This window comes from Pseudostreptobacillus hongkongensis (assembly GCF_001559795.1).
In the GTDB taxonomy this organism is placed as follows: Bacteria; Fusobacteriota; Fusobacteriia; order Fusobacteriales; family Leptotrichiaceae; genus Pseudostreptobacillus; species Pseudostreptobacillus hongkongensis.
The window spans coordinates 1-17,707 of record NZ_LOHY01000075.1; the positions used below are offsets into that span (position 1 = coordinate 1).

14 protein-coding genes are annotated in these 17,707 nt (G+C 24.7%); 1 reads left to right on the forward strand and 13 read right to left on the reverse strand.

Annotated elements, in window-relative coordinates; genetic code table 11:
• The first annotated feature begins 223 nt into the window (after positions 1-223).
• A complete protein-coding gene (locus AYC59_RS01630; protein ID WP_066894532.1) occupies positions 224-754 on the forward strand; it encodes a helix-turn-helix domain-containing protein in 531 nt (176 codons plus the stop codon).
• Positions 755-812: 58 nt separating this feature from the next.
• On the opposite strand, the gene der is transcribed toward AYC59_RS01630, so the two are convergent.
• From der to mrdA, 13 genes are all read right to left on the reverse strand, one after another.
• Positions 813-2,117, reverse strand: coding sequence for a ribosome biogenesis GTPase Der (der, locus tag AYC59_RS01635; protein WP_066894534.1), 1,305 nt, complete (start codon positions 2,115-2,117; stop codon positions 813-815).
• A 19-nt stretch (positions 2,118-2,136) separates the two neighbouring features.
• Positions 2,137-2,715, reverse strand: a complete 579-nt coding sequence (locus tag AYC59_RS01640; RefSeq protein WP_066894536.1) for an IMPACT family protein — start codon at positions 2,713-2,715, stop codon at positions 2,137-2,139.
• Positions 2,712-3,410, reverse strand: a complete 699-nt coding sequence (locus AYC59_RS01645) for a zinc metalloprotease (RefSeq protein ID WP_066894538.1) — start codon at positions 3,408-3,410, stop codon at positions 2,712-2,714. Before AYC59_RS01645 ends, AYC59_RS01640 begins: the two co-directional genes overlap by 4 nt.
• Positions 3,407-4,306 (reverse strand): D-alanine--D-alanine ligase, encoded by a 900-nt coding sequence (locus AYC59_RS01650; protein ID WP_066894540.1) that lies wholly within the window; start codon positions 4,304-4,306, stop codon positions 3,407-3,409. The genes AYC59_RS01645 and AYC59_RS01650 overlap by 4 nt, the downstream gene beginning before the upstream one ends.
• Positions 4,306-4,785: an STAS domain-containing protein gene (locus AYC59_RS01655; RefSeq protein WP_066894542.1), complete on the reverse strand. Its 480-nt coding sequence runs from the start codon at positions 4,783-4,785 to the stop codon at positions 4,306-4,308. Before AYC59_RS01655 ends, AYC59_RS01650 begins: the two co-directional genes overlap by 1 nt.
• Position 4,786: 1 nt before the next feature.
• Positions 4,787-5,722 (reverse strand): Hsp33 family molecular chaperone HslO, encoded by a 936-nt coding sequence (locus AYC59_RS01660; protein ID WP_066894544.1) that lies wholly within the window; start codon positions 5,720-5,722, stop codon positions 4,787-4,789.
• Between the two features lies 1 nt (position 5,723).
• On the reverse strand, positions 5,724-6,266 hold the full coding sequence (locus AYC59_RS01665) for a hypothetical protein (protein WP_066894546.1): 543 nt from the start codon (positions 6,264-6,266) through the stop codon (positions 5,724-5,726).
• Positions 6,267-6,368: 102 nt separating this feature from the next.
• Positions 6,369-6,998, reverse strand: a complete 630-nt coding sequence (locus tag AYC59_RS01670) for an NAD(P)-dependent oxidoreductase (RefSeq protein ID WP_066894548.1) — start codon at positions 6,996-6,998, stop codon at positions 6,369-6,371.
• Between the two features lie 88 nt (positions 6,999-7,086).
• Entirely contained in the window at positions 7,087-7,506 is a 420-nt protein-coding gene (locus tag AYC59_RS01675) for an Rrf2 family transcriptional regulator (protein WP_066894550.1), read from the reverse strand.
• 59 nt (positions 7,507-7,565) lie between these two features.
• Positions 7,566-9,719, reverse strand: coding sequence for a BamA/OMP85 family outer membrane protein (locus AYC59_RS01680; protein WP_066894552.1), 2,154 nt, complete (start codon positions 9,717-9,719; stop codon positions 7,566-7,568).
• A gap of 44 nt (positions 9,720-9,763) precedes the next feature.
• Positions 9,764-15,118 carry a translocation/assembly module TamB domain-containing protein gene (locus tag AYC59_RS01685; protein WP_066894554.1) on the reverse strand — a complete coding sequence of 1,785 codons (5,355 nt, stop codon included), beginning with the start codon at positions 15,116-15,118 and terminating at the stop codon, positions 9,764-9,766.
• Between the two features lie 15 nt (positions 15,119-15,133).
• Positions 15,134-15,829, reverse strand: a complete 696-nt coding sequence (gene rsmG / locus AYC59_RS01690) for a 16S rRNA (guanine(527)-N(7))-methyltransferase RsmG (protein ID WP_066894556.1) — start codon at positions 15,827-15,829, stop codon at positions 15,134-15,136.
• On the reverse strand, positions 15,813-17,705 hold the full coding sequence (mrdA, locus tag AYC59_RS01695; protein WP_066894558.1) for a penicillin-binding protein 2: 1,893 nt from the start codon (positions 17,703-17,705) through the stop codon (positions 15,813-15,815). The genes rsmG and mrdA overlap by 17 nt, the downstream gene beginning before the upstream one ends.
• Between the last annotated feature and the right edge of the window lie 2 nt (positions 17,706-17,707).

Sequence of the window (17,707 nt, forward strand, 5' to 3'; positions counted from 1 at the left end):
GATACCGCCTATTTTTATCTGAAAATTTTTTCAAATTTGAGATTCTACCATAAAGAATTTAAATAAGCAAATTATTTTATAGCCCTTATTTTACAATATATTAAATAAATATGATAATGTATTAAGTAGTTAAAAATGATTATATTTTAATTATGTAGCTTAATTAATTAGTTTAATTGTATAATATATCTTTAATTAGCATATAAGAAAGAAGGTATATAATATGATTAAGAAATCTAGAAAGGTTGTATTAAATATGAAAGAAGAAAAAGTATATAAAACTATTAAAGACTTAAGTGAAAATAAAATTAATAAACATAGAGCTTCTCTAATTCTAAATTACTCTAATGTCCATATTAATAGATTACTTAGAAAATATAAATCTGAAGGTAAATCTGCCTTTTCTCATGGTAATAAAGGTAGAAAACCTTCTACTACTATACCCAATGAAATTAAAAATAATATTATTAAGCTATACAATGAAAAATACTTTAATTTTAATATTTCTCACTTTAGTGAAATGCTTAAAGAGTTTGAAAATATATCTGTATCTATTCCCACAATAATTAGTATACTAAGAAAAGAATTTATTATTTCTCCTAAATCTCAAATAAAAACTAAAAGAGAATTAATTAAAGAAATTGAAATTAAAGAAGATACTACTAGAAAGAAAAAAGAAATTACTAAACTTAAACAAGCTCGTATAAGAATAGAAAATAGCCATATAAAAAACATATACCTCCAAACTTTCTAGTAATTTTAAATTTTTACTGTCCAGTTTTTTGGTATATGTTATCATCTAGGATCTTTTACTATGATTTTTTATTAAATATTATTTCTATAGGACAACCTTCAAATCCAAAATATTCTCTCAAGTTATTTTCTATATATCTTTGATAAGAAAAATGTATAAGATCTGGATTATTTGAGAAGAACACAAACTTAGGAGGTGCTTGCCCAACTTGAGTTGCATAATTAATTTTAACAGCTCTTCCTTTTCTTGTAGGAACTGGATTTTTAGCCATTATTTCTTCAAGAACTTGGTTTAGTACCCCTGTTGATATCTTCTTATTATATTCCTCATTTATTTCTTTTACCATATCTACAATATTTATAGCTCTTTTACCTGTTAATGCAGACATAGTTACTACTGGTACATAATCTAAAAATGGCATATCTGCTTTTACAAGATCTGTAAATTCTTTTACAGTCTTATTATCTTTCTCTATTAAATCCCATTTATTTATCGCTATAATCATAGGTTTTTTTTCTTCATATATTAAACCTGCAATTCTTTTATCTTGTTCAGTTAAAAGTTCTGTAGCATCTAACATTAACACACAAACATTAGCTCTTTCTATAGCCTTAATTGCTCTTAATACTGAATAATACTCTATATCATCTTCAACCTTAGATTTTCTTCTAATACCAGCTGTATCTATTATAGTATACTTTTGTTCTTTATACATAAAACTAGAATCTATAGAATCACGAGTTGTTCCTGCTATATCACTTACTATACTTCTTTCTTTATTAAGTATCTTATTAACAAAAGAAGATTTACCTGCATTTGGTCTTCCTAGTACAGCTATAGCTAAAGTATCTTCATCTATTTCTCTATCATCTACTGGAAACTTTTCAACAGCTAAATCAAGTAAGTCTCCAAGATTAACTTTATGTTCTGCAGAAATAGGTACTACGTCTTCAAACCCTAAAGCATAAAATTCAAATATAGCATCCTTTTCTTTAACATAGTTATCTATTTTATTAACTGCAACTATAACTTTTTTATTTACTTTTCTAAGTACACTAGCTATATCTTCATCTATAGCTGTTATACCTGCTTTTCCATCAACTAAGAATATTATTACATCTGCTTCATCTATAGCAACTCTTGCCTGATCTTTAATTTTTTGCATTATGAAGTCATTACTACGTGGTTCAAGTCCACCAGTATCAACTAACATAAATTTTTTCCCAGACCATTCAGTTTCACGATAAAGTCTATCTCTTGTTACACCTTCTTCATTTTTTACTATAGATAATCTATCTCCTATCAATTTATTAAATAAAGTAGATTTACCTACGTTCGGTCTACCAACTATTGCAACTATCAAAATTTTCCCCTCTTTCTAATTAAAGTTCTATTATTATTATCCCCTTAATTTCTTTTAATTTTTTTAAATTTTCATCACTTATACTTATTTTAAGTGATACTCTTTCATTGTATGTTTTCTCTATAATTTCTATATTATTTTTTTCTAAAAACATGTCCATTTCAGCTGATTTAGTATATTCATAATCTAAAAGTACTATACTTTTAGGTACATATTCTATTATTCCAGCCTCGATTATAGCTAACTTTGCACATTTTGCATAATTCCTAATAAGCCCACCTGCTCCAAGTTTTACACCACCAAAATATCTAGTAGATACTATTACTAAGTTTGAAACATCTAACCTGTTTATTATTTCAGCCATAGGTTTACCAGCTGTATTTAAAGGCTCACCATTATCATTAAATTTAAAATATTCCTGATTATTTTCCACTACCTTATATGCATAAACATTATGTGTAGCATCAAAATGTTTTTCACTTATTTTTTTAATAAACTTTTCTGCATCTAATACCGTATTAACAGGTTTAATATATCCTATAAATCTAGATTTTTTTTCTAAAAATTCTATACTAGTTTCTTTTTCTATAGTTTTCATACTACTCCAAATATTCTTAATATCATATTTGATAATTGTGGGAATATATTTAAAGACTTAATAAAGTATATTAAAAATATTATGATTAATATAGAATATCTTTGTAAATTTAACAATATTCTTCTTAAATCATTATCACCGTAAGAAAAAGCAATATAAAACATATCATAACCTGGAAGTGGTATAAAGTCAAATATGAAGAAGGCTAAAGCAACCATAAATATATTAGACATCAATATGTATATATTAAGTACGAATAGACTTATTGTTATATATGATAATAATTTAAGCATTAATGCTGAAAAAATTATAAGGATAATGTCTGATGCAAATCCTGCAATTCCTATATTTAATATAGCTCGTCTTCCATTTTTTAAACTTCCATAGTTTATATCTACACCATTACTTATATTAACAATTAAAGGTGAACCTATAACTATTAAGAAAAATGTAAAAGTAATGTCTCTAATATTAATATGATTAATTGGATTTAAACTCATGCTTTTAGAATATTTTAAATGTTTGTCTCCATAATAATATGCAACATATGATCTTAATACATCTTTGAAAGAACTAACAACGATAAATGCGACTAATAAGCTTATATATCTAATTAAAGTTGGATTATTCAAAAATGCATATGCTATACATAATACTATTATGGAAAATATTAATATACCGTTTTCCCTTTTCATTTTTCTAATGATGCTCCTATCAATAAATCTAATGTTTCTGAATATGAATATCCAAGACTTGCAGTAGATTTAGGTAATAACGAATTTTTAGTCATTCCAGGTAATGTATTAACTTCTAAGAAGTATACAACATTATCCATTATTAAATAATCTATTCTTGCAAATCCTTTACATTTTATTGCGTTATATGCTTTCAATGTAAATTCATTTATTTCTTTTTGAATTTTTTCTTCAAAAGTATAAACATATTCACGTGCTCCACCATTTTCATACTTTGATTTATAGTCAAAAAAAGTATCTTTTAATGGTTCTATTAAAACAGTTGGATATACTTTTCCATTTATTATAGGTACAGATATTTCCACACCTGTTATAACTCTTTCAATAACTACTTCATCATCTATTTTAAATACTTCATTTAATCCATATTCTAATTCTTCTTGATTAGTTGCAAAATATATCCCTATACTTGATCCACCTTTATTAGGTTTTAAAATAACCTTTTCACCTAAATTAAGTTTAGAAAATTCTACCTTTTCACCTTTTTTAACAGATATACCATCTATTACTCTAACTCCAGCATCTCTGACAACTGCTTTAGTAATATCCTTATCTATACATAAAGAACTTGTCATAATTCCAGGACCTGAATATGGTATATTTAATATTTCAAGTACAGATTGAACAGTACCATCTTCACCAAATTCACCATGTAAAGCAATATATGCAAATTCTATATCCATTCCTATAATTTTAAAAATATCTTCTTTTTTATCTAAAAGTATTTCAGTAACTTCATATTTATTTTTATCAAGATTTGAAGATATTTCACGTCCTGTATTAATAGATACTTCACGTTCTGATGAAATTCCTCCATAAATTACAGCAACCTTCATTATTTTACCACCTTTTTCATCGCATCTACTACAGATTGAAACACTTTCTTATTCTCATCATTTAAATTCATAAGAACTTCATGCATTTCAAGTATATATCTAGATTTATCATTCATATTATCATTTGTTTCTAAACTAATAGCTTCTAAACTTTCTGATTTTATTTCTTCTTCATTTATTATATCAATAAACTTTGTAATACCAGTTTGTTTTAAAAATCCTTTAGCTTCCTGACTAGGATTTAAAACTACAAGTTTTTTATTTTTCTTAGTTTTTAATTCTATAGCAATTTTAGCTATCATACCAAGAAAAGTTGAATCCATATATATAGTTTCAGACATTTCAAATGAAAGATCTACTATTTCATCAAAATTTAAATCTATAAAATCTGAAAGATTTTTAGAGTTTTTCATAGTAGCTTTACCCAATATTTTAAAAATATATCTTCCTTCTATATTAACGTATAAAAAATCATCCATTTTAATATACCTCACTTAAACTATTATATCTATATTTCTTACCACAAAAACTACATTCTATTTCTATAAATCCATCTTCTGTTATAATTTCATCAATTTCTTTTTCACTAATAGATGTAGTTAAGGCTCTTTTCATATATGTATCATTACAATCACACTCATAATTAACATCTGTAATTTCAAGTATTTTTATATCCTCTATCATAGGTAATTTATCATAAGGTAAGCCTTTATACTTATCTTCATTTTCAAATATTTCTATATCATTTTCAAATATTAAATGTGCTATTCTTTCAAGACTAAAATTATTATATAGCATATCTGTAATAGATGTTAATCTTGTAAGTTTATTACCTACAAAGTTTAATACTTCTTCATCTCCATCTGGTAATAGTTGTATTAATAAACCTGAACTTTTTGCAACACTCATATCCTCGTTATATTTAACAGAACATACTAATATACTCTTAGTTTGTTCTGATCTTTCAAAATATTCATTCATTGCAAGTTCTAATAAATTATCTTCTATAACAAATAAAGAAGTATATGGTGTTTTTAATCCATAATCTACCATAATTTGTAAAGTTGATCCATCCAAATTATATAATTCTTTTATCTTTTCTTTATTATCATTACTAATTGCCTTAATTAATTCTTCATGTTTTTCACTATCAACATCTACTTTAACTGCAACATTTGAATTTATTGTAGTTTTAGCTATAACATTTTTTAAAGCTCCTTTAGTTTTTAATGTAATACTTGATCTTGTATTACTTGATTTAATATCTTGTGCTAATATCGCAGCTAGAGTTGAAAGTTTTGCAACTCTTTCAGTATACATAACATCTAAATTAGTATGGTTTATAACCTCTTTTACTAAATTTGTTGTATCTAATATTTCAAATTTTAAACTTTTACTTACTCCACGTAATATCATTTTATTCTCCATTCACTTTATTCAAAGTAGAAAAATATGAACCAAACAATTCATCTATATTTTCTCTCCTTAAAAGTATCTTATTTTCCATATTTTCTTTAACTATTAAAAACTGACTTATATTAGTTTTAATAGGTATATTAGGATTTTTTAATATATCTAACAACACATCTTTAACTTTAACATCTTTTTCACCATTAAATGCTTTTCTAAACATTTCTTTATATGCCAAATCAAAGACCTTTTCAACATCAATATTATTTATTTTTACATTAACTACTAAAGTTCCATCTTCACGGTTTGTAGTATTTTGAACAGAATATTTCATATTTGCAAATAATGCTTCTAAAAATATTTTTTTAGATTCATTTTGATCTTTAAAATTAACTATATCTAATAACTCAGGATTAGATAAAGTTTTTTTAGCTTCTTCTATTTTTGATAACTTAATATCTTTTAAAAAAATATTTACAATTTTTTCTGGTTTTTGTCCACATGAAATAACCAGTAAAAATACACAAATTAAAAATATTACCCTCTTCATTTTCTATATCTCCCATCCAAAACATACTGTATTTATTATACAATATTTTATCTAGTTATGTAAAGTAAAAAGGACAAAAGTTAAATACCTTTGTCCACGAAATTATTCACCTAATACACTAATACGTTTCCCTATATTTTTACCGTTTACAGCTTCATCTACCATAGCCTTAGCATAATCTGCATAACTTATGTAGCTATCACCTTTTGAATTAACTGTAAATACTTCTCCTGCTAATATATATTTACCTGTTTTTTCTCCTTCAAAATCAAAATCTGCTGCAGGACTTACATATGTCCATTTAACATCATTTCTTTTTCTTAATTCATCAAGTGATCTACCCATAGCACTTGCAAGTGGTCTATATTCTTCTTCAAAATCATCAGCTTCAAATAAATGTTTAGTTAAAGTATCATCTAGATATAGACTTCCTGCTCCACCTACTACTAATAATCTTGTATTAGTTCCCGATAAAACATCAGATAAGTGTTTAAGTGTTTCAGAATGTAAATGTAATGTATCTTCTCTCCATGTTCCAAAAGCATTTATAACAACATCAAATTCTTTTAAATCTTCAGTGTTTAAATTCATTAAATCTTTTATAATATACTTAGATGCTGCCGTCTTATTTTCTTCTCTTACTATAGCTGTTACATCTAATCCTCTCTCTACTGCTTCTTTTACTATCAAACTTCCAGCTTTACCATTAGCTGCTATTACTCCTATTTTCATTAAATACCGCCTAAATTCTAATCACAAATATATATTAATATTTTTGTTGTAATGTCAATAGTTACAACAAAAAATATAGAAAATATAGTTAAATTATATCATCAACTATATCCTTTAAACTTATAGACTTCATTTTATCTTCCATAACTTTTTGAATTTGATAAAATTTTTCATCTAAAGTATTCTTAATATTTTTCCCTACTGGACATTCTGGATTAGGATTATCATGAAGATTAAATAGTCCTTCTTTTTTTATACAACTAACTGCCATATATACCTCATACATAGATATATCTTTAGCCTCTTTTAGAAGATGTGCTCCACCTGTTCCTCTATTTACCTTAACTATATTTGCTGATTTTAGTTGTTGTAGTATTTTACGAATTATAACAGGGTTTACCTGTATACTTTCTGCTAAATAATCACTAGTTACTTTATCTTTATCTTCATAAATCTCTATACATGTTAATATATGAAGAGCTATGCTATAACGAGTTGAAATCTGCATATATTCACTTCCTTTATTTTTAAAAGTATAAATAAGCTGGAATTACTTCCAGCTTTATATTAGAATGTTTGTCCAAATCCAAAGTTAAATTTACCTGTTGTTTTTTCACCTTTTGCAATATTCCATGCATAATCTAATCTTAATACTCCTATAGGTGTATTAATTCTTGCTCCAAGTCCTAAGTTATTAACAAACTTTAATTTTTTCTGAGAATCAACTATTTTTTCAGCTATACCACCATCATAGAATAATACACCTTGTAAATAGTCATTAAAGTATGTTCTATTTTCTGCTGTAAATGTAACTGCATATTTATTACCAGATACTGTACTTGGTAATCCTCTTAAAGTTACACCGTCTCCTACTATACTCATTTGACCAACTGGAGTATTAGCATGTGAGTAACTAGCAAGTAATCTATATGCCATAGAGTTCTTATCTTCATAAACGGGATGATAAGCTCTTAAATCAGCTGTTGTAGTTGCATATGCTCTAGTTTTTTGTTTTTCATACCCAATTACAGTTTCTTTACCATCTTTATTTTCTTTAATAGGTATAGGTTGTTTATTCTCATCAAATTTCAATGAATTTTCACGTAAGATATATCCACCTTCTACATAAAGATCTGCATAAAGTCCTTTTTTAGGTGTATTTCTATCATCACGAGTATCATATATTAAATCTGCTCCTATTGATGTTAAAGTATAGTCTTGATATACTCTTGCTTTTTCATCTTTAACCTTATTTTTAGAATAAACATTTAATAATCTTGGACTTACTGTTAGGTATAGATCATTAGTTAATCCTTTACCTATTTGACCATTAATACCAAATATATATTGTCTATCTGTTGGTTCAGTATAAGTACTTTCTTCTAATTTTTTAAGTGTTTCTTCTTTAGGATCTTTTTTGTAATCATCTAAATCTTTAACACTTATAGTAGTTTTTCTAAAGAAAATATTTCCTCCAGCAAGTATTCTAGCTGTACCTTGTATCCAAGGATCTTTAAATCCTAATGATAAGTTATAGTTTCCTTTAATACCTGCTTCTCCACTTAAATCAAAAACTTCTTCTCTACCTAAGAAATTAGAATCTGAAAGTTTAATACCTCCACTAAAACTATCTTCTGTAGAATATGAAATATTTCCATTTATAGCTGTTGTAGGTCTTTCTACTAACACGATTTTAACTGTTAATTGATCAGGGTGTTCTTGATCTTGTATCAATTCATGATTTATACTTGAGAATAATCCTGTTCTGAATAATTCAGAAAGAGTGTATTCTAATTCTTTTTGATTAAGAACTTGTCCTTCTCTTAAATAAGTATTTCTCTTTAATACAAAATCCTGAGTCTTTAACTTATAGTCTGACTCATTTATTCTTTGCCCTTCTTTTACAGCACCTTTTTTCTCATAAATTACTTTGGCTACTTTACCTTCAATAATTTCAATATTAACAGCACCATTTTCAGTTACTGAAACATTAGAAAATCCTGTCCATAAATATCCATTTTCTGAATATACTTTTAATATATTTGAAGTATCTGGTGATAATAAATTAGTATTTAAAACATCACCTACTTTTAATCCACTTATTTTTTTTAAGTCTTCTTCACTAAGTAAAGTTGATCCTTTAATAGAAACAGATGTAATAGTCGGATTTTCAACAACATTAAATTCTAAATCTATACTTTTTTCATCTGCACTTCTATATACTTGTGTTGAAACTGAGCTAAAGTATCCTGTAGACATTATTAAACTTTCAAGAACTTTTGCTTCATAAGGAGAAAAATTATCTCCTTTTTTAAGTCCACTTTTTTCTATTAATTCATTTAAGTTTTGTTTAGTTCCTTTTATATTTATATTATTTATTACAAATTCAGTTTTTTGTTTTAATTTTTCTATTTCTAAATGATTTTGGTAAACTGCTCCTGCATTAGGAAATTCATCTACTACTAATTTTAATTTAACTTCTTCTCCAACTTGAGTAGGATATACATTAACATTTTGTATTAATCCACTTCTTAATAAAGATAGATATATATCATTGGATACTTTATTAGTATATTCTTTACCAACCTCAACTGGTAACATTTCCTTTACCACATTTTCAGGTAATTGTTTTAAGTTACTTATTTCTATATCTGTTATTTTAGGTGTTGCAGCTGTAATAGTACCTAAAGCTATTAAAGCCAACATTATTTTATTTTTCATTACTACCTCCTAATTTTAATTATATCACATCTGTAAAATTATTTCTACTTTTTAAGTTCTGTTTTTTTTCTAAATATATTCACAATATCTTCATACATTTCTTGGAAATAGTTAAATTTATTTGAATACTGTAGCCCTGTATAAAATACAGCACTATTTTTATTTTCTACTGAAGTCTTAACTCCAAATGTAGTTGATATACTCTTTCTTAAGTTATAGTTTAACCAAAGATTATATCTTAATCTATCTTTAGATGAAGCAGAAATAGGGAATTTAAGCTCTGCATTCCAGAATAAATCAGAAAAATCAAGAACATTATTTTGTATATATAAAGTTGTGATGGTATTATTAATTATATCATCTACATTCTTAGACTCATTAGAATTAAAGTTTGTAGTTATTTTAAATTCATTAATACCTAATGTAGAACTAACTTTATTAGTTATAGAAGATAACAATACATTATTTAATGTTGTTTCTAATGCTTTTCCTAAAATATTAGTTGCTTTAAGTTTATTAAGATTGAAAACTCCACCTGTTTCATCAAATGCAAGTAATCCTAATATCTCATTTCTATCTTTATTTTCTGATGATGAAAGCGTTAAACTTGTCCCACTTAATTTTCCATTAAGTCCTATAGTTATTTCATCTCCACTTATATCTGTAACAGCCTTAAATGTTATATCCGGATTTATAGTTCCATTATTTTTAATTATTCCTTCAACAACTCTAAATTCATGTCCATTTAATATAAAACTTCCATTATTTATATTAAGATCCGATTCTAAATTAATATTACCATTTTCTATTACAAGTTTTGATGTTCCATATACATCTCCATTTATTTTTTTAACTACACTAAATGCAGATGGTACATTTAATTTAACATATTTTTCTGTTTCTAATGTTAAGTCAAATATATATTGTTTTAACATATTTTGTAATATTTGGTTTTTTACTTCTGTAATATAGTTTGTTATTCTGTTACTTTCAGAATTTTTATTTCCAAATGAAGGAATTGAATAAATTTCTCCTTCATTTATTATAACATTACCTCTAACCACATTATCTCTTGCAACCATATCTGATGTAAGTTTAATCATTATATCATTTCCATAATTTATTCTTACATTATTTAGATTAGCTTCAAGATCTATAGGTTTAAGTATAATATTCTTAGTTTTTATAAAATCTTGAGGTATTTCTGGAAGTTCTATTCTACCTTTTATATCTGCACTTCCATCATTTATTTCTCCTCTAAACTCGTCTATTTCAATTCTATTATTATTCAAATTAATTTTTGAATATATATTATTTAAACTAAATTTCTTATCTTTAGTCAGTATAGATAAATTATCTGCATTTACATTTCCTTCAAATTTATTCTTTGATGTATATAAATTTAAATTAATTTTTCCTCCTGATTTTTCTATTTTATCACTTATTTCTAAGAATTTTAAGTTAAAATCATTAGCAATTAATCTGAAATTGTAGTCAGTTAATAGATAATCCATATATCCATCTACTAAGAATGGATTACTTTCATATTCAAAGTATATATCAGGAATATTTATTCCCTCGTTATTACCTTGGACATCTATATCTATATTACTAACTTTAAAATCATTTAAAATAAGCTCATCTGAATCTATCTTTATAGATCCAAATATATCTTCATTATTATATCTTATTATACTATCTAATTTCAACTTACCAGAATATTTTTTATTATCTAAAAATTCTATCTTAGATAAATCTATTTCTTTGTCATAAACTTCATAATTAATGTCTAAATTACTAAGATCATGTTCTCCCTTATATGAGAATATACTTTCATCTTTTGAATTTTTAACTTCAAAGTCTTTTATATTTAAAATTCCAGTTTTAGTTAAATTTGTTAATTTACCATCTTTATAGTTTAAGTCTAGGAAAACTTTTGGTACTTTAACTTCTTTATAGCTTAAATCTTTAATTTCAACTTTACCATCTAAATTAACTTTCTCTAAATTTCCTTTAATATTAATATCAGTAGTAATATTTAAATTTAAATCATTAAGTTTAATTATATCTTTAATATCATCTTCTGTAGCTTTTAAATTAAAATCAAAATTTTGAGTATTAATATTAAAATCTCCAGTTAAATTATAGTCCCTTAAACTAAAGTTTTCTATATTTATAATACTATTTTCTATATTAGAATCAAATTTAAGTTTACCTACTTCTTTACTTGATATCATTAAAGGTGATTCATCTATACTTAAATCTCCTTTTAAATTATCAATGGGTCCTTCTAATTCTAAATTCATATTATTAACAACTAAATTAGTATCTAAAGAGCTTGTATCATATACTGTATATGCATTTAAATTAGCTTTTAAATTAACATTTTTATCTTTAATTGTATAATCAGCTACAGCTTTTAGTTTATCATTACCGAAATTATATACATCTACCTTATCTTTAGTTACCTTAATTTTGGACTTAATATTATCAAATCTTTGATATTTAACCCATAACTCATCCATTGATAAATCAATATCTGCATCAAGATCAAATAAATTATTTATATTAACATCTGCTTTAAGGTTTTCATATCCTAAACCATTTCCAAATTCACCATATTCACTTTGTGATTCAAGATTTGCACTAACATTAGTCCCTTTTCCTCTAACCTTAGTTTTAAAGTCTAAAATAGCTTTATTTTCTTCAACCTTAGTTTTATTTAACATATCTACATTAGAAAGTAATAACCCTACATTAATTCCTTTTGCATCTATATCATAATTATGTTCTAAATCTCTATTAGTATTTCCACTTAAGTTAATAAGTCCACCTGCTGATTTTATTATAGCTTTAACATTATATCCACTATCATCTATAAATATCTGTGATTTTAAATCATCAAAATATTTTTTTTCTTTCATACTAGCGTTTATATTTATGTTTCCTGAACTTAAACTATTATTTTTAGTGTTAAATACTAAATTATTCACATCTGGTTTAATATCAAATTTAAGATCACCATAATTTATAGATAAATCATCTGATGTTTTAGCACTTAAATATATATTACTTCCTTCATTTTTACCATCTAAATGTAAATTTATATCTTGTTTTTCACTGCTTATATCATCTAATCCCTTTATATCAAAACCTTTAATAAAATCTACTATATCAAAATTATTTGTTCTTATATCATAACTATGTATAAAATCATTAGTAGTATGTCCTTTAATAATCATATTACCATCATTTTTAGAAAGTTCTGAATTTATGTAATATGTATTATTCTTTAATTCAAAATTTACTTTTAAATTTTCAAAATATTTAGCATTTGGCATAGATGCTTTAGTATTTAATTTAATATCTGAAATTTTATTTTTATCTGTATTATATAGAGCACTTACATTTATTTCATTAATATCTATATTATTTGCATCATATAAAACATGTGCTTTACTATTAGTATTTAATAATAAATTAATATCATTTTTTCCTTTATTAATTGTTAGATTAGCACCTACATTTAAATTACTAACAGATAATTTATCAGGTTTATTTATACCAATATCATTTAAATATGAATTAACATCAAAATTATTTGTTTTTAAATTAAAGTTATTATTTATACCGGCAAAATCAACACTTCCATTTTTATATGTAATATTTCCTTTAGAATACACATTATTATTCTTAACATCTAAATTTGCATTCAATTTATCAAAATATTTAACATTATTTAAACTACTATTAACTTTAACATTTCCTGATAAAACTTTCATATTTTTAATATCATAAACTAATTTATTCGTATTTAGATTTAAATTAACATCAAAATCATTATATTTTATATTCAACATTTCTTTAGTTTTAGTATCTAAAGTTAAAATATTTTTTTCTAGATCTACATTAGATAAAATATCTATTTTAGAATTTTGTGCTTTAATATCAACCTTCTTATTTTCCTTAATATTAATTTTACCTTTAATTGTATCAAGGTTTATAAAGTTTGATTTGTTATATACATTAAAACTTGCATCACCATTAAATGTTTTAATATCATATTTAAAGTCTATATTAACATCTGCATTTATACTATTTTTACCTAAATTTTTATATATCCCAAAATTATTAGTATTCAGTTTAATAATATTGGGTTTTTCAAGTCCTAGTGTAATATTAGGATTAAGTATATCTATTCCTTTAAAATCTAAATATTTAGTTTTTACATTACCACTAAATTTATTTAAAGTATATCCATTATTTGATATATTAATTCCTACTTTTAAATCACTATTTATATTATCTGATTTTAAATTACCTAAATTAAATTTATTTATCAAGCTATATTTATTAAGAGTTGTATACTTAACATCATTTAATTTCATATCTAAATCAAGTTGATTTTTTTCCATATCAAATATTAAATCTAAATCCATATTTCCATCATCAACTTTATTATTTATTGCCTTCATATTAATCTTATATTTATCAAAATTAATATCTACTTGTACATCTTTTAAGGTGTCATAAAAATCAGTATACCTTACATTAGATTTAGTTATCTTAAGATTACCATCAAATTCTATTTTATCATCATCATTAAATGAAAATCCAAAATTACCATTTAATTTCCCTTTTTCATATTTAATAATATTTTGTAAAGGTTCAACATACTGAGCTAGATTATTATTAATATCAAAATTATCAAACTTATAGTACATAGATAATCTATCTTTTTCACTAAATTCTCTTGAATTTAATGAAAACATATCAAAAATATCTGACTTTTTATTATATTTTTTCATAAGTATTTTTAAATCTAGCTTTTCTTTTTCTTTACTATATTCTCCTATAGAATCAGCACTAACAGATAGATCTAAAGTATTTTGTAAATTATTAATCATATACCCATTAACATTTGTAAAATCTTTTTCTATAGTTTCTTTAAATGAATTATCTATATATTTTAAATTAATATTCTTTAAAATCATTTTACCTAACATTGAACTCTTTTTATAGTTCACCACATCGCTAGGTTTTAAAATATTCATCAAACTAATTTTATCTTTATTTCTTTCAAATCTAATAAATCCATCTTCAACAACTAAATTTTTAATTCTAGTAGGAGCCATTAAATTTATATCCACTATTATTTTCTTAGCTTTTATGGCCTCTTCTTTATTTTGAAGTTTAAGATCTATATCTGTTATTTCAAGCTGAGAAAATCTTTTAAATTTAACATCTGAAAAGTCTATATTAATCCCCACTACGTTATTTAATATATATTTTAAGTGCGTATTAAAAATATCACTATTTACATATGCATTTGCTGTAATTGCAAATAATGTTATAGGTAACAAAACTTTTAAACTACGCTTAACATTTTTATTTAACATAGACTCTTCTCCTTTCTAAAGTGGTTTTTTACTAGGTACACCTACCATTCTAGGGTAGATATTATTAGTTTTTTTATTTTTAATTATTTCTAAAATTATTCTCTCATCATTTGAAAGTGGTAAATTAAATTTATATATTTTTTTTACTTCACTAGATAAAAGTTTAAGAGCATTTTCTGATTCTTCTAACTCATTTAAATTTAATTTTTGAGGTAAGAACCTACCACCTATTTTAATAAATGGTATCAAATACTCTAATATTATTCTTAAATTTGCAACTCCTCTACAAAGAGCTAAATCAAATTTCTCTCTATTATTTTTTATTAATTCTTCTGCTCTTAAAGTACTAGTTTTAACATTTTTTAAATTTAATTCTTGTATAACCTCATCTAAAAAAGCTACTTTCTTCTTAACAGAATCAACTAATAGAAAATTTTTTTCTGGATAATATATTGCAAGAACAAGTCCTGGAAATCCAGCACCTGTTCCTAAATCAATAATATGTTCTTCATCATTATTTATTACTTTGGTTAATAATAAGGAATCGATGAAATGTTTTTCTACTATACCTTCTTCATCTCTTATAGCAGTTAGATTCATAACCTTATTTTTCTCTACCAACATTTTTAAATATTTTGATAAATTATCTAAAGTTTCTTCACTAATTTCAACATTTATCATTTTACTTAATTCTTTAATTCTCTTTTTCACTAATAATTCCTTCTTTTTGATTGTAGTATTTTTGAATAAAATCTTTAACTCTATTTCCAGCCTCTAATGATCCAAACCCTCCATTTTCAACTAAAGCTACAAAAGCAATTTCTGGATTATTACTTGGGAAATATCCTGCCATCCATGAGTGATCCATACCACCAGAATTTTGTGCAGTCCCAGTTTTTGCTGAAACTTCAACTGGAAGAGTTGCTAAGTTTTTAGCTGTACCATTTGTAACAACCATACGAAGACCTCTTTTAATTGCAGTTATTGTAGAATCTTTTATATTTAAATTTCTTAAAACTTCTGCTTGAGTTATAGTTTTATTACCATTTTGATCTTCAAAATACTGAATAAATGTAGGCTTAAGCATAACACCATTATTAGCTATTGCTTGATACATCATTAAAACCTGTATAGGTGTCATTAACATATACCCTTGTCCTATAGACATATTTATTAAATCTCCTGGCAACCATTTTTGACTTCTTTTATCTTTAAATTTCTTAGCCTTCCATTCTGGAGTTGGTAATACTCCACTTTGTTCACCCGGTATATCTATATTAGTTAATTCTCCTATACCAAAGTTTTTTGCAATATTAAAATAATCTTCTCTATTAATCTTTAATATATTCATATAGTAATAAGTATTTACAGATTCAGCTAATGATTTATAGAAGTCTGTAAATCCATGTCCTGATCTATGTGAATCTCTAAAAGTAACATTAGAATATTTAAATTCTCCTGTAGAATATATTCCAGCAGTTGGAGAAATTCCACTTTCAAGTATAGCTGCTCCACTTGCAACCTTAGCAGTAGAACCTGGTGGGAATAAACCAGCTATTCCTCTATTTAAAAGAGGTCTACTTTTAGAATTTAATAATCCATCCCAAGTTTCTTTACTTATTCTAGAACTTAGAACATTTAAATCTATTTCTGGATAACTAACATAAGTTATTATTTTACCTGTTTTAATATCAACGGCTATAAAGGCACCTATTTCACCTCTAAATTTATCAGTCATATATTTTTGTAATTCATAATCAAGAGATAAATATATATTTTCCCCAGAAACTGGTTTATGTTCATCTAATCTATTTAATACATTTCCTCTTGCATCTACTTCAACATATTCCTTACCTGATTCACCTTTAACAACCATATCATAATATTTTTCTATTCCATCTTTTCCTATAAGGTCATTTTTTTCATATCCCTTATCCTTTAAATCATCATACTCTTTTTGACTTATTAATTTAACATTACCTATAACATGAGAAGCTATTTCATTTTTAGGATAATATCTTTTATTATACTCTATTATATCTACCCTATTATTATTCAATTTTTCAACACTAGCTAATGCTACATTAGGATCTAAATCTTCAGCGATTATAATTGACTTATCAAATCCTTCAGGTAGTATTTTATAAAAGATATTTACAACATCATTATATTCTTGGTTAGAAATTGATATCATATCTAATATATCTTTGTACAAAGTAATAAGCTTTTTCTTAGTTTTTTGACTCTTACCTTCAAGTATCTTATCTATCTGGCTATCAGATTTATTATACATTTCTTTTAGTAATTTTACTTCTTCTTCTGATATATTTTGACTTTCCTTATGAACTAAATAATATCCAGTAGAATTCTGAGCTAAAACTTCACCATTTCTATCATAAATCTTCCCTCTAACTGATTTAATAACATTTGTTCTTAAACTATTTCTTTCAGATTTAGTTGCATATTCTTTTCCATTTAGTACTTGTAAATAGTAAAGTCTTAATACTAATATTGAAAAAATTAATGAAAGTATGATGATAAAAAGAGGGACTCTTTTATTTATATCCTCTTTATCAAGTGCTCTCATAA